Origin of the sequence: Photorhabdus stackebrandtii (genome assembly GCF_011189495.1) — a bacterium.
GTDB lineage: Bacteria > Pseudomonadota > Gammaproteobacteria > Enterobacterales > Enterobacteriaceae > Photorhabdus > Photorhabdus khanii.
On sequence record NZ_PUJV01000008.1, the window covers coordinates 168,244 to 191,765 of the forward strand.

General features: G+C 41.6%; 21 protein-coding genes. 15 read left to right on the plus strand and 6 right to left on the minus strand.

From position 1 onward, the window contains the following. The first annotated feature begins 144 nt into the window (after positions 1 to 144). Entirely contained in the window at positions 145 to 393 is a 249-nt protein-coding gene (locus tag C5470_RS09420) for a hypothetical protein (protein WP_166288141.1), read from the plus strand. Positions 394 to 572: 179 nt separating this feature from the next. On the opposite strand, the gene ychF is transcribed toward C5470_RS09420, so the two are convergent. Both ychF and pth read right to left on the minus strand, forming a co-directional pair. After that, positions 573 to 1,664, minus strand: a complete 1,092-nt coding sequence (gene ychF / locus C5470_RS09425) for a redox-regulated ATPase YchF (protein ID WP_166288144.1) — start codon at positions 1,662 to 1,664, stop codon at positions 573 to 575. Positions 1,665 to 1,801: 137 nt separating this feature from the next. After that, positions 1,802 to 2,392, minus strand: a complete 591-nt coding sequence (gene pth, locus C5470_RS09430) for an aminoacyl-tRNA hydrolase (protein ID WP_166288147.1) — start codon at positions 2,390 to 2,392, stop codon at positions 1,802 to 1,804. 343 nt (positions 2,393 to 2,735) lie between these two features. Here pth and C5470_RS09435 point away from each other — a divergent pair, with 343 nt between their 5' ends. Both C5470_RS09435 and ychH read left to right on the plus strand, forming a co-directional pair. Continuing rightward, positions 2,736 to 3,014: a hypothetical protein gene (locus tag C5470_RS09435; RefSeq protein ID WP_242687867.1), complete on the plus strand. Its 279-nt coding sequence runs from the start codon at positions 2,736 to 2,738 to the stop codon at positions 3,012 to 3,014. 554 nt (positions 3,015 to 3,568) lie between these two features. Beyond that, positions 3,569 to 3,844, plus strand: a complete 276-nt coding sequence (ychH, locus tag C5470_RS09440) for a stress-induced protein YchH (protein WP_021325124.1) — start codon at positions 3,569 to 3,571, stop codon at positions 3,842 to 3,844. A 123-nt stretch (positions 3,845 to 3,967) separates the two neighbouring features. On the opposite strand, the gene prs is transcribed toward ychH, so the two are convergent. From prs to lolB, 3 genes are all read right to left on the minus strand, one after another. Beyond that, positions 3,968 to 4,915, minus strand: a complete 948-nt coding sequence (gene prs / locus C5470_RS09445) for a ribose-phosphate diphosphokinase (protein ID WP_036847644.1) — start codon at positions 4,913 to 4,915, stop codon at positions 3,968 to 3,970. A gap of 74 nt (positions 4,916 to 4,989) precedes the next feature. Further along, positions 4,990 to 5,856, minus strand: a complete 867-nt coding sequence (ispE, locus tag C5470_RS09450; protein ID WP_036847642.1) for a 4-(cytidine 5'-diphospho)-2-C-methyl-D-erythritol kinase — start codon at positions 5,854 to 5,856, stop codon at positions 4,990 to 4,992. After that, positions 5,856 to 6,479 (minus strand): lipoprotein insertase outer membrane protein LolB, encoded by a 624-nt coding sequence (lolB, locus tag C5470_RS09455; protein ID WP_081738247.1) that lies wholly within the window; start codon positions 6,477 to 6,479, stop codon positions 5,856 to 5,858. The genes ispE and lolB overlap by 1 nt, the downstream gene beginning before the upstream one ends. A 242-nt stretch (positions 6,480 to 6,721) precedes the next feature. On the opposite strand from lolB, the gene hemA reads away from it, so the two are divergent. Genes hemA through kdsA form a run of 5 tightly spaced genes read left to right on the plus strand, consistent with a single transcriptional unit; the run spans position 6,722 to position 11,652 of the window. Further along, the gene (hemA, locus tag C5470_RS09460) at positions 6,722 to 7,984 is read left to right on the plus strand and encodes a glutamyl-tRNA reductase (RefSeq protein WP_036847640.1); all 1,263 of its coding nucleotides are present in this window, start codon (positions 6,722 to 6,724) and stop codon (positions 7,982 to 7,984) included. Positions 7,985 to 8,015: 31 nt separating this feature from the next. Beyond that, positions 8,016 to 9,098: a peptide chain release factor 1 gene (gene prfA, locus C5470_RS09465; RefSeq protein WP_166288150.1), complete on the plus strand. Its 1,083-nt coding sequence runs from the start codon at positions 8,016 to 8,018 to the stop codon at positions 9,096 to 9,098. Continuing rightward, on the plus strand, positions 9,098 to 9,946 hold the full coding sequence (gene prmC / locus C5470_RS09470; protein ID WP_036847635.1) for a peptide chain release factor N(5)-glutamine methyltransferase: 849 nt from the start codon (positions 9,098 to 9,100) through the stop codon (positions 9,944 to 9,946). Before prfA ends, prmC begins: the two co-directional genes overlap by 1 nt. Continuing rightward, positions 9,930 to 10,739, plus strand: a complete 810-nt coding sequence (sirB1, locus tag C5470_RS09475; RefSeq protein ID WP_036847632.1) for an invasion regulator SirB1 — start codon at positions 9,930 to 9,932, stop codon at positions 10,737 to 10,739. The genes prmC and sirB1 overlap by 17 nt, the downstream gene beginning before the upstream one ends. Positions 10,740 to 10,797: 58 nt before the next feature. After that, entirely contained in the window at positions 10,798 to 11,652 is an 855-nt protein-coding gene (kdsA, locus tag C5470_RS09480; protein ID WP_036847630.1) for a 3-deoxy-8-phosphooctulonate synthase, read from the plus strand. Positions 11,653 to 11,757: 105 nt separating this feature from the next. On the opposite strand, the gene dauA is transcribed toward kdsA, so the two are convergent. Then, positions 11,758 to 13,458 carry a C4-dicarboxylic acid transporter DauA gene (gene dauA / locus C5470_RS09485; RefSeq protein WP_166288153.1) on the minus strand — a complete coding sequence of 567 codons (1,701 nt, stop codon included), beginning with the start codon at positions 13,456 to 13,458 and terminating at the stop codon, positions 11,758 to 11,760. 679 nt (positions 13,459 to 14,137) lie between these two features. Between dauA and C5470_RS09490 the strand changes: the two genes are divergently transcribed. The 7 genes from C5470_RS09490 (at position 14,138) to luxE (ending at position 23,486) form a co-directional block, all read left to right on the plus strand. Continuing rightward, positions 14,138 to 14,830 carry an SDR family NAD(P)-dependent oxidoreductase gene (locus tag C5470_RS09490; RefSeq protein ID WP_166288156.1) on the plus strand — a complete coding sequence of 231 codons (693 nt, stop codon included), beginning with the start codon at positions 14,138 to 14,140 and terminating at the stop codon, positions 14,828 to 14,830. Positions 14,831 to 15,300: 470 nt separating this feature from the next. Then, positions 15,301 to 17,052: a carbamoyltransferase family protein gene (locus C5470_RS09495; RefSeq protein ID WP_166288159.1), complete on the plus strand. Its 1,752-nt coding sequence runs from the start codon at positions 15,301 to 15,303 to the stop codon at positions 17,050 to 17,052. 647 nt (positions 17,053 to 17,699) lie between these two features. Then, positions 17,700 to 19,142, plus strand: coding sequence for a long-chain-fatty-acyl-CoA reductase LuxC (luxC, locus tag C5470_RS09500; RefSeq protein WP_166288162.1), 1,443 nt, complete (start codon positions 17,700 to 17,702; stop codon positions 19,140 to 19,142). 13 nt (positions 19,143 to 19,155) lie between these two features. Continuing rightward, on the plus strand, positions 19,156 to 20,079 hold the full coding sequence (locus tag C5470_RS09505) for an acyl transferase (RefSeq protein WP_166288165.1): 924 nt from the start codon (positions 19,156 to 19,158) through the stop codon (positions 20,077 to 20,079). A 34-nt stretch (positions 20,080 to 20,113) separates the two neighbouring features. Further along, positions 20,114 to 21,196 carry a luciferase subunit alpha gene (luxA, locus tag C5470_RS09510; RefSeq protein WP_166288168.1) on the plus strand — a complete coding sequence of 361 codons (1,083 nt, stop codon included), beginning with the start codon at positions 20,114 to 20,116 and terminating at the stop codon, positions 21,194 to 21,196. A 14-nt stretch (positions 21,197 to 21,210) separates the two neighbouring features. Then, positions 21,211 to 22,185: a luciferase subunit beta gene (gene luxB / locus C5470_RS09515; RefSeq protein ID WP_166288171.1), complete on the plus strand. Its 975-nt coding sequence runs from the start codon at positions 21,211 to 21,213 to the stop codon at positions 22,183 to 22,185. A 134-nt stretch (positions 22,186 to 22,319) separates the two neighbouring features. Continuing rightward, a complete protein-coding gene (gene luxE, locus C5470_RS09520; RefSeq protein ID WP_242687869.1) occupies positions 22,320 to 23,486 on the plus strand; it encodes a long-chain-fatty-acid--protein ligase LuxE in 1,167 nt (388 codons plus the stop codon). The last annotated feature ends 36 nt before the right edge of the window (positions 23,487 to 23,522 follow it).

The following is a 23,522-nucleotide window of genomic DNA, read 5'->3' on the forward strand; positions in this document are numbered from 1 at the left end:
TTTGTTTTTTGTTTATATTTATTTGAAATGAATAATTACAAATAAGGATTGTTGTTAATTATATTAACTTCTTGGTTGAAATATTTTTTTAGTTTGATTCATTTTGTTTTATTGTTATTAGAGATGAAAGGTAGGATGGCGATAATGACGAAATTTCAAGAGCCTTCTGGAATAACAGAAGGCTTTAAATTAAATTTGGATAAGTTCAACAGTGATGGATTTCAGGCAGACTTTCCATTTAGTAAGCAAAATTTGCATTCAATTAATTGTGATAAGGGGATTAAGGCACTTATTCATCAGCATCGTCCGATTGCGTTGCTGGAAGGGATGGTTTGTTACACCGACGCCGTCAAGCTACAATTGAGTTGCTGGTTACGGTTGATTGGTTACTGACACGCGAAAACTGCCCGCCAACACTGATGTCCGTGAAAGAGGGATTACACTATTGGCCTGCCGGTGAAAGGTGGGCTAATCGAAGATTGAAAATAAAAATCCACGCAACTGCGTGGATTTTAAGTGTTTTTCTGATCCTCATGAAACATCGTGAGATGTCATGAGACAGAAAAAAATATTTAGACATTAAACAAGAAGTTCATCACATCGCCATCTTTAACGATATACTCCTTACCTTCTGAACGCATTTTACCGGCTTCTTTTGCGCCTTGTTCGCCTTTATAAGTGATGAAATCTTCAAAAGCGATAGTTTGCGCACGGATAAAACCTTTTTCGAAATCAGTGTGGATCTTACCGGCAGCCTGCGGTGCGGTTGCGCCTACAGGGATTGTCCATGCCCGGACTTCTTTCACACCGGCGGTGAAGTAAGTTTGCAGATTCAATAACTGATAACCAGCGCGGATAACGCGGTTTAAACCAGGTTCTTCCAGACCAAGTTCAGCCATAAACTCTTCGCGTTCGTCATCTTCCAGCTCTGCGATATCGGATTCTACCGCAGCACAAACAGGGACGACCACCGATCCCTCTTGTTCTGCGATTGCACGAACAATATCCAGATGAGGATTATTTTCAAAACCCTCTTCGTTGACGTTAGCAATGTACATCGTGGGTTTCAGCGTCAGGAAACTCAAATAGCGGATAGCGGCTTTTTCTTCAGCGCTGAGGTCCAATGCCCGCAACATACCGGCTTGTTCCAGATGTGGCAGGCATTTTTCCAATGCTTCCAGTTCAGCTTTGGCATCTTTATCGCCACCTTTGGCTTTTTTCTGGACGCGATGAATGGCTCGCTCACAAGTATCCAGATCGGAAAGTGCCAGTTCTGTATTGATGATCTCAATATCAGCGGCAGGGTCAACCTGACCGGAAACGTGAATGATATTGTCGTTAACGAAGCAACGCACAACATGGCCGATAGCTTCCGTTTCACGAATATTAGTCAGAAATTGGTTGCCCAGACCTTCACCTTTTGATGCGCCTTTCACCAGACCGGCAATATCGACGAATTCCATTGTGGTCGGTAGGATACGTTGAGGTTTTACAATTTGCGCCAGTTGCTCAAGCCGTGGATCGGGCATAGGTACTACACCGGTATTTGGTTCAATGGTGCAGAACGGGAAGTTTGCTGCTTCGATACCTGCTTTGGTCAGCGCATTGAATAATGTTGATTTTCCGACGTTAGGCAAGCCAACGATACCGCATTTGAATCCCATAAATTTTCACCTTAAATTACTTATAAATCAAAAGACTGGGGTAGCCTTTTCGATAAATCAGAAAAAAATTGGCGCCATTATACACGGAATGGCGAGCTATCACGATCCCGCAAATAGGATTTATCTATTCTGTGTCGTCAGGCACTGGCTTTGAAGCTGTGCAATCGGTTGATCGCTTTATCCATATCTTGTTTCATCAGAATATCAGTGCAGCGCAGTGCTTCATCAATCGCGTCATCAATCAGTTTTTGTTCACTGGCTGGTGGTTTTCCCAATACAAAACCAACAACTTTATTTTTATCGCCTGGGTGACCGATACCAATACGTAAGCGATAGAAGTTAGGATTATTGCCAAATTTGTTTTGGATATCTTTCAAACCATTATGGCCGCCATGACTTCCGCCCAGCTTCATTTTTGCCACTCCCGGCGGTAAATCGAGTTCATCATGTGCCACCAGAATTTCATCTGGTTGGATACGGTAGAAGGAGGCGAGGGCCGCGACAGATTTACCGCTGAGATTCATAAATGTTGTAGGGACTAACAGACGAACATCATGGCCGCATATATTAATCCGGGTGGTGTAACCGAAAAATTTACTCTCTTCTTTCAATGGCTGATTGTGGCTCCGCGCCAGCAGGTCGAGGTACCAGGCCCCGGCGTTGTGCCGGGTTTGGGCATATTCAGCACCAGGATTCGCCAGACCGACAATTAATTTTATGTTACTCACTATTCTTCTTCACTTTTAACAGTAAAAACAACAAAGAGGGGTAGTTTACCTGTCAGGTGCGACGAGTACAAAGTTCCGTTTGATTGATCTTTCTTTTAAGTGATTACTGATGGTTATCGATCAATAAGTTATTTTCATTATGTAAAATTGTAAAAATTAATTTAATAATTTTCGCAATTGTAATAGCAAGTGAGGAAACATTAAGTTGGTGATTTAAGTTGTAACAACATTCCATTATTCTTTTTCTAAGCTAGACTATAATTGAAATGAAGTTTTGGGGGTGATTTTTACAATAATTTAATATGCTATTTATGAAATAATATTATTTTATTTTGGAGGGTGTATGAGTCACAATAATGATTTTAAAGCTTTTTCCATTAGTAATAATGCTAATGTAGTGAGTCAAGAAAAATATGGAGAAAGCCCGAGTTTGAAGGTTGGTTTTCCACTAAAAAATATTATGGTTCATTTGCTCAATAAAGCATTACGTCAATCGTCGACAATAGCATCTGTTGTGGCTAATTTTATCGCGACATATTCCGGTAATGATATTCTGGACGATGGTGATATAGTTAAACTCGCTGCTCAATTAAATAGACCAAAATGGTGCAGATATTCGTGATAAAAAGGTATTTGTGGAAAATCTCGGTTTATACCCGTTATCTTTCAAGTTGCCTCTTTGTTGGCTGCACTCGCTCACCCCGGTCACATAGTTCGCTATGCTCCCGGGGATTCGCTCCCTTGCCGTCGCGATGCATCTTGAAATCTATAGGGTATAGAAGTTATTAGTACAAAACCGGTTGTTGTTGGGAATAATACAGCTTCTACAATGAATAATCTTGATAATATTCCTCAAAATTCGACATACTTTGGATATCTAGCAGTATTACAACGATGGTGAGTTATGCGACATCCCTGATAGCCGAGTTTTGTTATATATCAATATGACAGCTAAAACCTGAACTTCTTTTTAAATGAAGTTCAGGTTATCTAACTCATTATTTTTTTTAATATTATTTCTCACTATAAATAGGGCATTGTGATTAAATCTCTGTTAGTTGTGATCGCGTCCGCAATGACCTTTTAGCAAATAGAGCTATACTCTATAGTGTTAAGTAAACATAAGCTTTCTGATTTTAAGTTCTTAGTGTTCACGAAGTGTGTTGGAGGTAACGTATGAAACGTCAGAGTGCCTTCATAGTTGGTAATGTATTAATGGGTGTTGGTATGTTGACTATCGTTAGCAGCCTGGCTTATACATTACTGCCCCATATCTTCGGTTTTGGCTGGCCTGAATTTTTATCTGAAGCAGCGCTATTGGGAGTTTTTATTGGTGCTCTTGTTTGGTTAGCTGGTGCCGGTGTGGGAGGCCGGGAAGGTGTGGCAGATCGTTACTGGTGGTTGAAAAATTACGATGAGCGTTATCGTCGTGGTGATCATCGGTATCCATAACAAAAACAGTGTTAGTTAGAATTTTTGCTAATGGGGATATATTATTATGTCTCTGGATAAGCAAAAAACCCGTTGAAGCTTTTGACAACGGGTTTTTTCTTATAAGGCGATTATGGATGAAACTTAGTGTTCAAACATTGCAGAGATTGACTCTTCATTACTGATGCGGCGGATCGCTTCAGCTAACATACCGGATAAAGTCAGAGTGCGAACCTTGTTCAGTGCCTTGATCTCAGCAGACAATGGGATGGTGTCACAGACAATGACTTCATCAATCACCGAGTTTTTGATGTTGTCCACTGCGTTGCCGGAGAAAATCGGGTGAGTTGCATAGGCAAATACACGTTTGGCTCCACGTTCTTTCAATGCTTCAGCCGCTTTGCATAATGTACCGCCGGTATCAATCATGTCATCGACCAGTACGCAGTCGCGACCAGCAACATCACCAATGATGTGCATCACCTGAGAAACGTTAGCGCGTGGCCGGCGTTTATCAATGATAGCCATATCTGTGTCATTCAGCAGTTTAGCGATAGCGCGGGCGCGGACTACACCACCAATATCCGGGGAAACGACGATAGGGTTTTCCAATTCTTGCTGCAACATATCTTCCAGCAGAATCGGGCTGCCAAATACGTTATCAACCGGAACGTCAAAGAAACCTTGGATCTGTTCAGCATGCAGATCAACTGTCAGTACGCGGTCTACGCCGACACTGGACAGGAAGTCTGCGACAACTTTTGCGGTAATCGGCACACGGGCTGAACGGACCCGGCGGTCCTGACGGGCATAACCGAAGTAAGGGATGACTGCGGTAATACGTCCGGCGGAGGCACGGCGCAGTGCATCAACCATAACGACCAATTCCATTAAGTTGTCGTTGGTCGGTGCACAAGTGGACTGGATGATGAAAATATCACCACCGCGTACATTTTCGTTAATTTGTACGCTGACTTCACCGTCGCTGAAACGACCGACAGCAGCGTCTCCAAGATTGGTGTACAGGCGGTTGGCAACACGTTGTGCTAGTTCCGGGATGGCGTTACCAGCAAAAAGCTTCATATCGGGCACGAGAAAAACCTCAGGCTTGCGTCCAGAGAGATATTGTTGACCAATGCTCAGATGAACGGTATCTATTCATTGGTTCAATAACCGGGTATCCCAGAGCGGAAACTGTGCAAAGGTGAATTGTTGACGCCACGCGCAACAAAACCATGCAACCACTCAGGGGCTTGATTTAACACCTTACGGGCCGATGCTTCTGATTCGAATTCACCGAATACACATGCACCGGTCCCTGTCAGGCGTGACGGCGCGTATTCTAGCAGCCATGAAAGAAGCTGTTCAACCTTACGAAAACGTTTTCTTACAAGAGATTCGCAATCATTTGCGTACGGAGCCTGTAATAATGCGGCCAGAGAGCGAATTGGTGTATCACGTTTTAATTCCGGATCTGTGAAGACACGCAGAGTTGGGATCTCAATCCCAGGGTGAGCAACCAGATACCACTTCTCTTCTGGCTTTGCTATGTGCAGGATTTCACCAATACCTTCTGCAAATGCGGCGTGGCCTTTAATAAAGACTGGCACATCAGCACCAAGGCTGACGCCGAGGGTTGCCAGTGTCTCGTCTGTGAGGCTGGTTTGCCAGTGGTCATTCAGGGCTACCAGTACGGTAGCGGCATTCGATGAACCTCCGCCTAACCCACCGCCCATAGGCAGACGCTTGTTGATACAGATATCTGCACCTTGATGAGTAATGCCGGTACCGTGTTGATGGCTGTAGGATTGCAACAGACGTGCCGCGCGAACAATTAGGTTATTATCATGCTCTACGCCTTCTACCGGCGTCAGTAAACGGATTTCATTATCCTGACGTGGGGTGATGGTAATTTCATCACCATAATCCAGAAACTGAAACAAGGTTTGTAACTGGTGATAACCATCAGCGCGGCGACCGGTGATATAGAGAAACAGGTTAAGTTTTGCGGGTGAAGGCCAGGTCAGCGTCATTATTTTGTGGTCCAGTTATCCATTTTCAGCTTAATGCGGCGATCGCCCTGAGTCAGTTCAAGACGGTCAGGAAGAGAGGGGGTTGTGGCAGTATCGTAAGATTGATAATTAACCTGCCATGTTGCGCCATGTTGTTGATAGTTTAAAGTTTTCAACAGATAGTTAGCATCCAGCTTGAAGTCTTTTGCGTCACCAGGAAGACCGGTTATCCAATGTCGCAGATTATCCAGTGGAATATCCATATCGGTGAGTTGATAAATGATCTCTTCAGGATTATCACTGAAATATTTTTTACCCTGGTTATCGGTTAATTGCGTCATACCGGGCTGAACGATCAGCTCTAATTCAGTGCTGCCCAGTGGGTTTGTCAATAATAAACGGTAGCGCTCAGGGTTATATTGTTGCCAGAAAAAGCGGGCATAAACTTTCTTTTCATTAGCCAAATAGGCAAAAGATCCACGGGTCTGGTATTGGTTCAATTGCTGTAGTTGTTGTGTGTGTGCCCGCCACTGAGGGGAATCTGCCGAACTGTATCCACCGGGTTGCGTTAATGTACAGGCGGTCAACAGCACGCAAGAGAGTGGCAGCAGACGGAATAGTGATAATTTTTGCATTGGCTTCATTGGCAATCTCTGATTAATAACATGAAAACTTTTACACCACTTAATAGTGAAGAATGGCGCATTAATCCAGTTAAATCTCAAAAAATATCCTGAATAATGATATCAGACGTGGTTGAGCGTCTTTTATTGAACGGAGGTATCAAGTAGAATGCACAGCTAATTAAGAGTCCTTATTAAGGGTGATGATTTCATCAAAACAAGATGTTTTTTACGATGAATTGCCTTCCTGCTGATAATTCAATATGACTTTGTTAGCACTTGGTATCAACCATAAAACCGCTCCTGTATCCCTGCGTGAACGGGTGACTTTTTCACCGGACACTATCAGTGAAGCACTCGACAACCTTCTCCAGCAACCCCTGGTGAGGGGGGGAGTGGTATTGTCAACGTGTAACCGTACAGAGCTTTATCTCAGTGTAGAACAGCAGGATAATCTGTATGAACAATTGATTAACTGGCTGTGTGAATACCACCAGCTTAATCCCAGGGATCTAAAATCCAGTATTTACTGGCATCATGATAATGAAGCTGTCAGTCACTTGATGAGAGTAGCGAGTGGGTTGGATTCGTTGGTACTTGGGGAACCTCAGATCCTTGGGCAAGTGAAGAGAGCATTTGCCGAGTCGCAGGACAGCCATTCTTTATCGAGTGAGTTGGAGCGATTGTTTCAAAAATCATTTTCTGTCGCCAAGCGCGTCAGGACTGAAACAGAGATTGGTTCAAATGCGGTTTCCGTTGCTTTTGCGGCGTGTACCCTGGCGCGGCAGATTTTTGAAACACTTTCTGAACTGAATATTTTGCTGGTTGGTGCAGGGGAAACCATTGAACTGGTTGCCCGCCATCTGAAAGAGCATCGGGTGCACCATATGATGATTGCTAACAGAACGAGAGAGAAGGCGCAGGTATTGGCTGACGAAGTTCAGGCGGAAGTGATCACTTTGCCTGACATTGATACACGTTTAGCCGAAGCTGATATTGTCATCAGTTCAACCGCCAGCCCTTTGCCTATTATTGGTAAAGGCATGGTTGAACGTGCATTAAAGTTACGCCGTAACCAACCGATGTTGCTCGTTGATATCGCAGTTCCCCGCGATGTAGAGCCTGATGTGGAAAAATTGAATAACGTCTATCTCTACAGTGTTGATGATTTGCAGGCAATTATTCAGCGCAATCTTGCACAGCGCAAAGCGGCGGCTGTTCAGGCTGAATATATTGTTCAGCAGGAAAGCGGTTATTTTATGGACTGGTTGCGTTCACAAGGCGCAGTCAACTCAATCCGTGAATATCGTGCTCAGGCAGAACAGATGCGGGTTGAAATGACCGCTAAAGCGCTGGCTGCTATCAACCAGGGGGCTGACGTAGAACAGACAATAAATCAATTAACTCATCAATTGACGAATCGTCTGATGCATGCACCTACCAAATCACTCCAGCAGGCTGCCAGCGATGGTGATCTGGAGCGTCTTAATTTATTACGTGACAGCCTGGGGCTGAAACATAATTAACCATATCTCGGAATAGGGTCTGAAATCACGAATGAAGCCTTCTATTGTTGCTAAATTGGAAGCATTACAAGAACGTCACGAAGAAGTTTTGGCTCACCTCAGCGATGCTGATGTGATTGCTGATCAGGAACGTTTCCGTGCTTTGTCACGGGAGTATGCTCAACTGACCGATGTGACGAATTGTTTTAAGGTCTGGCGTACGGTGCAGGATGACCTTAAGGCCGCTGAAATAATGCTTGATGACCTTGAAATGCGGGAAATGGCACAGGAAGAGATCAAGGACGCTAAGGTTCGTAATGAGGAGTTAGAGCAGCAGTTGCAATTGTTGCTGCTACCAAAAGATCCTGATGATGAACGCAACTGTTTTCTTGAAGTTCGCGCCGGAACTGGGGGTGATGAAGCGGCTATTTTTGCCGGGGATCTGTTTCGTATGTACAGCCGTTATGCTGAATCCCGTCGTTGGAAAGTTGAGGTGATGAGCGCCAATGATGGTGAGCATGGTGGTTATAAAGAAATTATCGCTAAAATTTCCGGCGAACAGGTTTATGGTCATCTGAAATTTGAATCTGGTGGTCATCGTGTTCAGCGTGTACCGGAAACTGAATCGCAAGGGCGCATTCACACTTCTGCCTGTACCGTTGCGGTTTTGCCGGAGATTCCAGAAGCAGAATTGCCAGAAATCAGCCCAAGTGATTTGCGTATTGATACGTTCCGTTCGTCTGGTGCCGGTGGTCAGCACGTCAACACTACGGATTCAGCTATCCGTATCACGCATATTCCAACCGGTATTGTCGTTGAGTGTCAGGATGAGCGTTCTCAGCATAAAAACAAAGCGAAAGCGATGTCGGTATTGGCCGCGCGTATTCGTGCTGCTGAGGTGCGTAAGCGCCAGGAAGCAGAAGCCTCGGAGCGCCGTAACTTGCTGGGTTCCGGTGATCGTTCAGATCGCAATCGTACTTACAACTTCCCGCAAGGACGGGTGACGGATCATCGTATTAACTTGACCTTGTACCGTCTTGATGAAGTGATGGAAGGCAAACTGGATATGCTTGTTCAGCCGATCGTTAATGAATATCAGGCCGATCAATTATCAGCGTTGTCAGAGCAGGATTGATGGATTATCACTCCTGGCTTAAACAAGCCACAATACAGTTATCAGCCAGTGACAGCCCTAAACGGGATGCGGAGATTTTGTTGGGGCTCGTCACTCGCCATTCCCGAACTTACCTATTGGCATTTGGGGAAACGCAACTCTGTTCAGAGCAGTTCAGCCAGCTTGAAACGTTACTGGCTCGCCGGGTAAAAGGTGAACCTATTGCTTACATTATCGGCGAACGTGAATTCTGGTCGTTGCCATTAAATGTTTCGCCTGCCACATTGATCCCGCGACCTGACACGGAGTGTCTGGTTGAAAAAGCGCTTGAACGGCTTGCACCGGCACCTTGTCACATTCTGGATTTGGGAACCGGAACCGGTGCGATTGCGCTGGCGATTGCCAGTGAGCGCCCCGATTGCCAGATTACTGGGGTTGATATCAATCCTGATGCGGTTATTTTGGCGCAGGGTAACGCTGAAAAACTGAAAATACAAAATGTGGATTTTCTGCAAAGCAATTGGTTCTCTTCGTTGAATAATCAACAATTTGCTATGATTGTGAGTAATCCGCCTTACATTGATGAAGCCGATCCACATCTGTTTCAAGGTGATGTGCGATTTGAACCGGAGAGTGCATTAATTGCGGCAGAACAGGGAACGGCCGATCTAAATACAATTATTAATTTGTCGCGTAATTTTCTGTTACCTGATGGATGGTTGTTGCTGGAGCATGGTTGGAAACAGGGAGACGTTGTAAGAAGCCTGTTTTCTGAGAGTGGTTATCAGCAGGTGGCTACTTTTCAGGATTATGGCGGTAATGAGCGAATAACACTGGGTCAGTGGAAAAGTGATGAAAGCCATAGCTGATTATGAATTTAATAACGCATCTTTAAGTAGCGGTATTCTGTTAATATCCGGAGCCATTCGCTCCGACTTTCCTCAGAACTCAGTAGAGATGCAGCTTCAGGTATTGACTGATGAAGCCAGGCGTGAAATATCTCCACAAATGAATAGAGAGGAACAGCTGGAAAAATTACTCAAGCTGTTTTACCAGAACTGGAAATTCGGCGGTGCCAGTGGTGTTTATTGTCAGTCAGATACATTGTGGTTGGATAAAGTACTGCAAACCCGCCAAGGTTCTCCTGCTGTTTTAGGCATCATTCTTATCCATATTGCTCAGGCTTTAGAACTGCCCTTTATGCCGGTTGTTTTTCCGACACAATTGATTCTGCGTATTGATTGCCCGGATAAACCGGTGAGGTTTATTAATCCAACCAATGGTGAAGTGCTGAGTGAATATATACTTGATGTGTGGCTAAAAGGTAATATCAGCCAGACAGCTGAATTGACAGCGGATGATTTGCAGGAAGCTGATAATATCAGCATGATACGCAAAGTGCTGGAGACCATAAAAATCGCGTTAATGGAAGAAGGGCAGTTGGAGTTGGCGCTGAAAGCCAGTGAAGCCGTTCTGATGTTTGATCCCGATGACCCATATGAAATACGTGATAGAGGGCTTATTTACGCCGAGCTTGATTGTAATCATATTGCAGTTTCTGATTTAAATTATTTTGTCGAGCATTGCCCGGAAGATCCGGTCGTAGAAATGATCAGAATGCAGATATACTCCATTGAGCAGCAATATGTTGTGTTGCACTGATATTGCTCTGCACTGATTTATCTGGTTAATTTATTTGCCCTTAACAGAAGGTATAAGTATGCAACAGAAAGTGGTTAATATTGGTGATATCAAGGTCGCTAACGATCTGCCGTTTGTTCTCTTTGGTGGTATGAATGTCCTTGAGTCACGGGATTTGGCCATGAGTATTTGTGAGCACTATGTGACAGTGACACAAAAACTGGGCATTCCTTATGTTTTCAAAGCGTCCTTTGATAAAGCAAACCGCTCATCAATTCACTCTTACCGTGGCCCTGGGCTGGAAGAGGGAATGAAGATTTTTCAGGAGCTGAAACAAACTTTTGGTGTGAAAATTATTACTGACGTGCATGAGCCGGTACAGGCACAGGCGGTGGCGGAAGTGGTTGATGTGATCCAACTTCCGGCATTTCTGGCGCGTCAGACTGATTTGGTTGAGGCAATGGCCCGTACCGGCGCGGTGATTAACGTTAAAAAGCCACAATTTATCAGCCCAGCCCAGATGGGGAATATTGTTGAAAAATTCAAAGAAGGCGGCAACGATCAGGTGATCTTGTGTGATCGTGGCAGCAACTTTGGTTATGACAATTTGGTTGTGGATATGCTGGGTTTCAATGTCATGGTCCAGGCCACGGGGGGGCATCCTGTGATTTTTGATGTGACTCATTCACTGCAATGCCGTGATCCGTTTGGTGCCGCGTCTGGTGGTCGTCGTGCTCAGGTTGCTGAACTGGCGCGTGCGGGAATGGCTGTCGGTATTGCCGGCTTGTTCCTTGAAGCTCATCCCGATCCGGTAAATGCGATGTGTGATGGCCCGTCAGCATTGCCGTTGGCAAAGCTTGAGCCATTCCTGATCCAGATGAAAGCGATTGATGACGTGGTGAAAAACTTCTCTCAACTGGATACCAGTAAATAATCTGGTGATATCACATGATGAATGTGTTTGGCGCTGGTTTACAGCGCCATTATTGGTAACAGGCTGGCTAAACTCTTATTTCTAGTGGTTTCAGTCATCCATTTTTCAATTGAAATTCAATTCTTCCATTGCCCGTGGCAATGTTGCATGGAAACTGAGATGATTTTCAACCAATTGAACTTTGGCTCTGGCCAGTGTTTTTAAAGGCTGAAAGGGAATATCGCAAACAGCAATATATTTATCCTTACCCACTTCATCAATAAAGCGCTGAAAAGCGTGCAGCCCACCTGCATCCAATACAGGAACGGCATCCCATTGCATGAGGATCGTCTGATAACCTGCGCTTGCTTCCTTTAATTCTGTAAAGATACGTTCAGCCGCAGCGAAGAATAACGGGCCATTGATACGCACAACCAACAGATCTTTATCCCCATTTGTTTGTGGCAATTGGCTGATGCGGGTCATATTGGCGATTCGACGCATAAACAGCAGTGAGGCTAACACGATACCGATCGTAATAGCGATGACCATATCAAACAGCACCGTGAGCGACATGCAAAGAACCAACACAATAATGTCATCCCTTGGCGCACGGCGGATCAGATCGATAACTTTATGTATCTCGCTCATATTCCAGGCGACCATGAGCAACAGGGCGGACATGGCGGCTAGCGGAAGATAGGAGAGCATTGGCGCCAATGCCAGTAAAGTTAATAACACCAGCAGAGAGTGAACAATGGCGGAAACAGGTGACGTTGCGCCGGCTCTGATGTTTGCTGCTGATCGGGCAATGGCAGCGGTAGCTGTAATACCACCGAAGAACGGTACAGCGATATTTCCCAACCCCTGACCAATTAATTCACTGTTTGAGTGGTGCTTTTTACCTGTCATACCATCCAAAACCACGGCGCAAAGCAGTGATTCAATAGCACCCAACATTGCCATTGAAAAGGCCGCAGGCAATAAAGCTGAAACTGTTGCCCAACTGATATCAACGTGATGAGAACCCATATCGGGTAAACGCCACGGTAAAACGAATTGAGGAAGGATAGGCGGGATACCTTGACCTTGCGTACCATCATTCAATATATAACTGAATTCAGAACCGATAGTCACAACATCCTGACCAAATAAATTCATGATCCCCATCACGGCGGTTCCCGCGATCAAGGCTGGAAGATGTCCGGGTAATTTCAGCCCAAGCTTAGGCCAGTAAATCAGAACTGAAAGCGTCGCCAGGCCAATCAGCGTATCACTTAAATGCAGCGTTGGCAGTGCCTGAAACAGCGCGGCAACCTTATCGATATAACTTTCTGGTACATGTTCCAATTGCAGACCAAAAAAATCTTTTACCTGCATGGTTGCGATAGTGATGGCGATCCCAGAAGTAAAACCCAGTGTCACCGGTAGAGGAATATACTCTATTAATTTACCAAAGCGGGCTAACCCCATCACCAGCAGAATAATTCCCGACATTAATGTTGCAATGAGCAAACCACTCAGGCCAAATTGCTGAGATACCGGATAGAGAATGACCACGAAAGCGGCTGTGGGGCCGGAAACACTGTAGCGTGATCCGCCGGTTACCGCGATAACAATGCCGGCGATAGCGGCGGTGTAAAGCCCGTATTGTGGTGCGACACCACTGCCGATAGCCAGCGCCATCGCGAGTGGGATAGCGATAATACCGACAGTAATACCGGCAATCATATCTTTAATTAAACGGGTAAAAGAGTAAGGTTCTTTCCAGCAAGCATCAATTACAGCACTAAACAGCCGTATGCCGTTCATTCTACGAGTTTTCATCTGTGCATAAACCAAAAAATAAGAGAAAAAAGCAATAAGGTCATTATAATCCAAATTGCAGGAATAATGCTTCTAGTTCAAAACGATAGCGCCATACATTAAACTCAATGTGAATAGCTTAACGGCAGGGAAGTAAAAAGTAAAAGAGAGAATGATGCTCTTATCTCTGGGAAATATATTGAAATAGATTATATTAGGTATTTATTCTTATTGGTGGGGTTTATTAAGCTAATTTCATAAATAATATAATCAATGTCCTTAGATTTGACGTTATATGTTTTTTGTTAATTATGGAACTATAATATTTTATTTTTATAATGAATTAACTTGGTTGATAACAATTTGTAATTGTTATTGTTGTGTAATTAAATAGTTGATTGTGCATTTACTACTTGTATTTATTATGCAAGTAGTAAATTAGCCATGTTAAATTATTTCATAATTTATTTTTTCTTTAGTTTTGCGTGTGACTTGAACAACATTTTAATGTTTCTTAAATGTTAGATTAATAATTTGACAGATATAAGAACCAACCCTATTATTTAGAGTGACTCATGGAATTAGACGAATTAAATTAGTCAAAAATATTTTTTATCTTAATGATATTTATTCTGAATGCTTTATTTAAAGCAGAGTTGACTGTTGGAAAATAATTTTTAGATAAGGTAGGAATGTTTAAATGGATAAATATAACAGTAAGGTACTTATTATTGGTTCATCAAGTGAAATTGGGAATGCGATTTGTAAACATGCAGTAGCGAGTGGTTATGAAGTCTTAGGGACTTCACGTAAACCGCATAATGAAGAGATTCATTTGGATGTTATGTCGGATAGCAGCGTAAAAGAAGCAATTGGAATTGCAATTGCAAAGATGAGATGTATTGATGCTGTTATTTATACTCCGGCGATGTCATTGGATGGTTTATTGCATGCTCAGGATATTGAGAGCTGGCATGATGTTTTTAATGTCAATTTATTCGGTGCTGCAAGAGTAGCAAAATATTTACTCCCGCATTTTTTGAAGAATCGTAATGGCGTGATGCAATTTATTTCGTCTACAGCCGGTGTGCGTGGCGAAACAGAAGCTACAGCTTATTCTTGTTCAAAAGCGGCTATGAATGCATTGGCAAAAAACATAGCTAATGACTATGGGAATTTTAATATCAGGGCTTATACTGTGATGCCGGGATACGTTAATGGTGGAATGCTGTGTCATATTTCTTCGGAGAGAAAAGTGGAATTATCCAGAAATATTGCGTTAGAACGAATGGCGGATGTTGATGAAATTGCCCGTTTTTGTGTCGGGGCATTGAGTGCATCAACTTATATAACAGGCACAACCCTTCGCATTGATGGAGGATTGATGGGGTAATAGCAACATCATAAATATTGCCAATCGCTTTAATGTGAAAGTGATTATCGGTTATCGTTCCGGTTGTGGTTAATCTATTTTGAATAGAGACTAAAACTGATTATTAAATATCTTTACTATTATATCGTTTATAAATTATTTTTCTGAATAAATCAGCAAAAATAATTTTTTAATATATATCCTGATATAAATAGAACTGTAAACTATTAAGCCGGACATGCTCATATTGGTGATGTTGATATGGATAATGTTGGTATAGTTAATGAAGAATGAGAATGCCAATATTTACGCGAATCATGTGGTTTTCGATAAATTGGTTCATCCGGGCCTTCCATGACGATACACAATATGTGTGCGTCTATTTTGTTTGATAAGATGATTTTATTTTTCGTGAGGCGAAATGGACTATTCATATAAAGCGCATAGTCTGATTTTTATGAAATAAAAATAATAATTTTGAGGTAAAGAAGATGATTATATTAGGTATCAGTGGTCTTCCCAATTCTCAACGTTTTGTACGAGAGAATTATCCGGGTGTGAGTAAATTAGACAAGCGTATTTGTCAGGGAGTAGATAGTGCGGCCTGTTTGATTATTGATGGAAAAGTTGTTGCTGCGGCCGCAGAAGAGCGCTTTACCGGAGAGAAAGGTACGGGACGGTTTCCTGCCAATGCGATTAACTATTGCTTGGCGGAAGCTGGTCTTACGCAAGATGATATCCAGGTTATCGCCCATGGTTTTAATTATGATCACTATCGCCATTTTTTTATGACGAACGAAAAAATGTTCGAGAGTGTTTACAGTAGCAAAACAGTGATTGATGAATTCTTTTCAGCTGGGTGGGAGAATATTGAACCACGCTTTCAAGCGATAGATCATCATTCAGCCCATGCGGCATCGGCCTTTTATCCTAGTGGTTTCCAATCTGCACTTTGTGTCGTTTCAGACGGTATGGGTGAAATAGAATCCTTGAGTGTTTATCTTGCTAAAGACCAGCAATTTAAAAAATTGTACAGCCAGTCGCTTAATTCTTCATTAGGTGTATTTTATTCTATTTGTACCCGGTTCCTTGGCTTTGTATTTAATAGTGATGAATATAAAGTCATGGGACTTGCCGCCTATGGTAACCCTGAGCGATACAGTAATATTTTCAATGAATTGGCCCAATTCGATGCAGATAGTGGATCAATATGCATAAACTGGTCACCACAACTGTTTGATAATGCGGAATATGGTTTCCCTGTTGCGATGGCGCAACTCACCGATATGTTTGGTCTTGCACCGAGAAGTGAAGATGATATTTTGCTGGATGTTCATCAGGATTTTGCTGCGGGATTACAGGAGAAATTTACACTATTGCTGAAACAGTTAGTGACTTATTGGCTGCAAGAAACCGGTGAAACGTCACTCTGCTTTGCTGGAGGATCATTCTTAAACTGCAAAGCAAACCAAATTCTTTGTCAACTTGATGGGGTGGAAAACGTCTTTATCCAACCGGCATCGGGTGATGATGGTTCGGCTTTGGGGGCTGCGCTTTTTGTGGCTGGTGCATACCACAATGATGCAGATCCTTGTTTTAATCCTTATCTTGGCCCACGCTTCTCAACCGATGAAGTCCGTAATGTATTATTCCGACATGGTGGCAATGCGGGAATGAAATGGCGTTATTTGGGATTGAATGATGATTATTTTGCTTTTGCGGCTAAAGATATTGCAGAAGATAAAATCATTGCCTGGTTCCATGACCGGATGGAATTTGGCCCAAGAGCACTTGGCAATCGTTCGATTTTAGCTCTGCCAGCAGGTGAAAGAATAAAGGATAGAATTAATAGCACAGTAAAATTCCGTGAGGCTTTCCGTCCATTTGCACCTGCCATTTTGGATGAGGACTGCGATATTATTTTTGAGACGCGAAATCTGCCGCCGACTCGATATATGCTTTGCACTGCTGACGTAAAACCAGAAATGACAGGGCCGGTTTCCGGTATTGTCCATGCTGATGGAACGGCACGTATTCAGCTTGTGGAACGTACTTTTAACGCAACTTTTTGGCGATTATTGAAAGCGGTACAGAAGATAACGGGTTATGGCTGTCTGGTGAATACTTCATTTAATGTTAGGGGGCAGCCGCTTATCATGTCACCGGAGGTTGCAATAGAGACGTTTTTGAAAACCTCACTGGATAAGCTTTATATTGAGGGATTTATGGTATGGAAAGAATAACGTTGAAATCCTGAAGAAAATAGTTAAATTGAATCAAGCTTCGGTCAATTGATTATTGTCGATTCTTTGAAGTAAATGTGTTTCCTTATCGTCTTAGAAGAATATCTGGATATGATATTTGATGATATGGGAACACATTTTTTAATTTGGAGAGCGAAGATTGTTTGCCGGTAATATAATGTAATTTTCGAACAGAATGTTATTTGGGGGATTTTATTTAACTATTTCGGATGAAATATTTAGTGAAGCTTATGAATATATAGGTAATTTCAGTGTTATTGACTCACTGAGAAATATCGAAATAATACCAGTAAGAGAATTACTTATTCGCCAAAATTTATATGCAAATTAATTAATAAACAGGGTGATAGTTCACGTGAATATTATCACGCATAAAAAATCACGATTATTTTAATTTAAACTTTTCATTAACAAATCTTGTTGATATGAAAGTTTTCGTTTGCTATTTTAACGGGTATTGACAAATTGGGTTAGGCAGTATGTTGATGAACCACTCATTTATTATCTACATTGCAATAACACCAAAATACGAGAAGTAAGTTATTGATATAAATTGATATAAATAGTGTGTAAGATAGTCAAACAGCAACTTAAGTTGAAGTGACCCTACTAAATGGATGGCAAATATGACTAAAAAAATTTCATTCATTATTAACGGCCAAGTCGAAGCATTTCCTGAAAGTGATGATTTAGTGCAATCCATTAATTTTGGTGATAATAGTGTTCATTTGCCAATATTGAATGATTCTCAAGTAAAAAGCATTATTGATTATAATAAGAATAATCAATTACAGTTGCACAACATTATTAATTTTCTCTATACAGTAGGGCAAAGATGGAAAAACGAAGAATACTCAAGACGCAGGACATATATTCGTGACCTAAAAAAATACATGGGATATTCAGAAGCAATGGCCAAGTTAGAGGCCAACTGGATATCGATGATCTTATGCTCTAAAGGTAGTCTTTATGATGTTGTAAACAATGAACTTGGTTCTCGCCATATCATGGATGAATGGTTACCTCAGGATGAAAGTTATATTAGAGCTTTTCCGAAAGGTAAGTCTGTACATCTGCTGGCTGGCAATGTCCCATTATCGGGTGTAATGTCAATATTACGTGCGATTTTAACAAAGAATCAATGCATTATAAGAACCTCATCCGCCGATCCTTTTACAGCTAATGCATTAGCGTTAAGTTTTGTTGATGTAGATCCTAATCATCCGATAACGCGCTCTTTGTCTGTTATATATTGGCGACATCAAGGTGATATATCACTCGCAAAAGAAATTATGCAACATGCGGATGTCATTGCCGCGTGGGGTGGGGAAGATGCGATTAATTGGGCTGTAAAACATGCGCCACCCTATATTGACGTGATTAAATTTGTCTCTAAGAAGAGTTTCTGCATTATTGATGACCCTGTTGACTTGATATCCGCAGCGACAGGTGCGGCTCATGATATTTGTTTTTACGATCAACAAGCTTGCTTTTCCACCCAAAATATATACTACATGGGAAGTCATTATGAAGAATTTAAGTTAGCGTTGATAGAAAAACTGAACTTATATGCGCATATATTACCAAACGCCAAAAAAAATTTTGATGAAAAGGCGGCTTATTCTTTAGTTCAAAAAGAGAGTTTGTTTGCTGGGTTAAAAGTAGAGGCTGATGTTCATCAGCGCTGGATGATTATTGAGTCAAATGCGGGTGTGGAACTTAATCAACCACTTGGCAGATGTGTGTACCTGCATCACGTCGATACTATTGAGCAAATACTGCCTTATGTTCGAAAAAATAGGACGCAAACCATCTCTATTTTTCCTTGGGAATCAGCATTTAAGTATCGGGACGAATTAGCATTAAAAGGTGCTGAAAGGATTGTCGAAGCAGGAATGAATAACATATTTCGAGTGGGTGGATCTCATGATGGAATGAGACCGTTACAACGATTTGTGACATATATTTCTCATGAAAGGCCATCTCACTATACTGCTAAGGATGTTGCAGTTGAAATAGAACAGACTCGATTCCTGGAAGAAGATAAGTTCCTTGTATTTGTCCCTTAACTAGGTAAAAAGTATGGAAAATAAATCCAGATATAAAACCATCGACCATGTTATTTGCGTTGAAGGAAATAAAGAAATTCATGTCTGGGAAACGCTGCCAGAAGAAAACAGCCCAAAAAGAAAGAATGCAATTATCATTGCATCTGGCTTTGCCCGGAGGATGGATCATTTTGCTGGTCTGGCGGAATATTTGTCACGGAATGGATTTCATGTGATCCGCTATGATTCACTTCACCATGTTGGATTGAGTTCAGGGACAATTGATGAATTTACCATGTCTATAGGAAAACAGAGTCTGTTAGCCGTAGTTGATTGGTTAAGTACACGAAAAATAAATAACCGTGGTATTTTGGCTTCAAGCTTATCTGCACGGATAGTTTATGCCAGCCTGTCTGAAATCAATGTTTCGTTTTTAATCACTGCGGTTGGTGTTGTTAACTTAAGATATACTCTCGAAAGAGCGTTAGGATTTGATTATCTTAGTTTGCCCATTGATGAATTGCCGAATAATCTGGATTTTGAAGGCCATAAATTGGGTGCTGAGGTCTTCGCAAGAGATTGCTTTGATTTTGGCTGGGAAGATTTAACTTCCACAATTAATAGCATGATGCATCTTGATATACCGTTTATTGCTTTTACTGCAAATAACGACGATTGGGTAAAACAAGATGAAGTCATCACATTGTTATCAAATATTCGTAGTAATCGATGCAAGATATATTCTTTGCTAGGCGGCTCACATGACTTGGGTGAGAACTTAGTGGTCTTGCGCAATTTTTATCAATCAGTAACGAAAGCGGCTATCGCAATGGATAATGGTAGTTTGGATATCGATATTGATATTACTGAGCCATCATTTGAACATCTGACCATTGCGACAGTCAATGAACGCCGAATGAAAATTGAGATTGAAAATCAAATAATTTCGCCGTCTTAACTCTATCACTCGGATAGAAACAGAAGGACTATCTATGAAATTCGGAAACTTTTTGCTTACCTACCAACCACCTCAACTTTCTCAAACAGAGGTAATGAAACGTTTGGTTAAATTAGGCCGCGTTTCTGAGGAGTGTGGCTTTGATACCGTATGGTTACTTGAGCATCATTTCACGGAGTTTGGTTTGCTTGGTAACCCTTATGTCGCTGCTGCGTACTTACTTGGTGCAACCAGAAAACTTAATGTAGGAACTGCGGCTATTGTTCTTCCTACCGCTCATCCAGTACGCCAACTTGAAGATGTGAATTTGCTGGATCAAATGTCAAAAGGACGATTTCGGTTTGGTATTTGTCGGGGGCTTTACAACAAAGACTTCCGTGTATTTGGCACTGATATGGATAACAGCCGCGCCTTAATGGAGTGCTGGTACGGGCTGATAAAGAATGGCATGGCAGAGGGATATGTCGAAGCTGCCAATGAGCATATCAGCTTCAATAAGGTAAAAGTCAACCCGACGGCATATAGCAGAGGTGGTGCACCTGTTTATGTGGTGGCTGAATCAGCCTCAACTACTGAGTGGGCTGCTCAATTTGGCTTGCCGATGATCTTAAGCTGGATTATCAATACTAACGAAAAGAAAGCACAACTTGAGCTTTATAACGAAGTGGCTCAGGAATATGGGCACGATATTCACAATATCGACCATTGCTTATCATATATAACATCTGTAGACCATGATTCAATTAAAGCGAAAGAAATTTGCCGGAATTTTCTGGGGCACTGGTATGACTCCTATGTTAATGCCACGACCATTTTTGATGATTCAGACCAAACAAAAGGTTATGATTTCAATAAAGGGCAGTGGCGTGACTTTGTATTAAAAGGACATAGAAATACCAATCGCCGTATTGATTACAGTTACGAAATCAATCCCGTAGGAACCCCGAAGGAATGCATTAACATAATCCAAAAAGACATTGACGCCACAGGAATATCAAATATTTGTTGTGGGTTTGAAGCTAATGGAACAGTAGACGAAATTATTGCTTCCATGAGGCTTTTCCAGTCTGATGTAATGCCATTTCTCAAAGAAAAACAACGTTCGCTATTATATTAGCTAAGGAAAATGAAATGAAATTTGGATTGTTCTTCCTTAACTTCATCAATTCAACAATTGTTCAAGAACACAGTATAGCCCGCATGCAGGAAATAACCGAATATGTTGATAAGTTGAACTTTGAACAGATTTTGGTGTATGAAAATCATTTTTCAGGTAATGGCATTGTCGGTGCTCCTCTGACGGTTTCTGGTTTTTTACTTGGTTTAACTGAAAAAATTAAAGTTGGTTCATTGAACCACATCATTACAACTCATCATCCTGTCCGAATAGCGGAGGAAGCGTGTTTATTGGATCAGTTAAGCGAAGGGCGATTTATTTTAGGGTTTAGTGATTGCGAGAAAAAAGATGAAATGCATTTTTTTAATCGCCCTGATAAATACCAACAGCAATTATTTGAAGAGTGTTATGAAATTATTAACGATGCTTTAACAACAGGCTATTGTAATCCAGATAACGATTTTTATAGTTTTCCCAAAATATCCGTAAACCCCCATGCTTATACGCAAGGCGGGCCTCGGAGATATGTAACAGCAACGAGTCATTATATCGTTGAGTGGGCTGCCAAAAAAGGTATTCCTCTTATCTTTAAGTGGGATGATTCCAATGATGTTAGGCACGAGTATGCAGAAAGGTATAAAGCTATTGCTGATAAATATGGTGTTGACCTATCAGTTATAGATCATCAGTTAATGATATTGGTTAACTTTAACGAAGATAGTCAGAAAGCTAAAGAAGAGACGAGGGCATTTATACGTGATTATGTGCTTGAAATGCACCCTGATAAAAATCTCGAAAATAAACTCGAAGAAATAATCACAGGAAATGCTGTAGGAGATTATATGGAATGTATAGCCTCGGCTAAATTGGCAATTGAAAAGTGTGGCGCAAAAGGTATATTACTATCCTTTGAACCAATGAATGATTTGATGAACCAGAAAAACGCAATCAATATTGTTAATGATAATATTAAAAAGTACCACATGTAATATACCCTATAGATTTCAAGATGCATCGAGACGGCAAGGGAGCGAATCCCCGGGAGCATAGCGAACTATGTGACCGGGGTGAGCGAGTGCAGCCAACAAAGAGGCAACTTGAAAGATAACGGGTATAAAAGAGTATGGCAGCGTTGCCGCCATACTTTCTAATATTATCTGTAGAGGATAAAATAGGTATGACTTTATATGTTGATAAACAAGAAATCACAGCAAGCTCAGAAATTGATGATTTGATTTTTTCGAGCGATCCATTAACTTGTTCTTACGATGAACAGGAAAAAATCAGAAAAAAACTTGTGCTTAATGCGTTTCATCATCACAATAAACATTGTCAAGAATACCGTCGCTACTGTCAGGCACACAAAGTAGATGACTATATTACGGAAATTGATGACATACCTGTATTCCCAACATCAGTTTTTAAATTTACTCGCTTATTCACTTGTAAGGAGAACGAAATTGAAAGTTGGTTTACCAGTAGCGGTACGAATGGTCTAAAAAGTCAGGTGGCGCGTGACAGACTGAGTATTGAGAGACTTTTAGGTTCTGTGAATTATGGTATGAAATATATTGGTAGTTGGTTTGATCATCAAATGGAGTTGGTCAACTTGGGACCCGATAGATTTAATGCTCATAACATTTGGTTTAAATATGTCATGAGCCTGGTAGAATTGCTATATCCTACAACGTTTACCGTAACAGAAGAGCGGATAGATTTTGTTAAGACATTGAATAGCCTTGAACGAATACAAAGTCAAGGAAAAGGTATTTGTCTTATCGGTTCACCATACTTTATCTATTTGCTCTGTAATTATATGAAAGATAAAAATATCTCATTTTCTGGCGATGAAAACCTTTATATTATAACGGGGGGAGGCTGGAAAAGTTACGAAAAAGAATCCCTGAAACGCGACGATTTCAATCAGCTTTTATTTGATACCTTTAACCTCAGTAATATTAGTCAGATTCGGGATATATTTAACCAAGTTGAACTCAACACTTGTTTCTTTGAGGATGAGATGCAACGTAAACATGTTCCGCCGTGGGTATATGCGCGAGCACTTGATCCTGAAACATTGAAACCTGTACCAGATGGAACGCCCGGTTTAATGAGTTATATGGATGCGTCATCAATGAGTTACCCAGCATTTCTTGTCACCGATGATATCGGGATAATCAGAAGAGAATATGGTAAATATCCTGGTGTACTCGTTGAAATTTTACGGCGCGTCAATACGAGGACACAGAAAGGGTGTGCTTTAAGCTTAACTCAAGCATTTGACAGATAATATACAGGTAAAAAAGTTCAGGCGTTTACCCTGAGC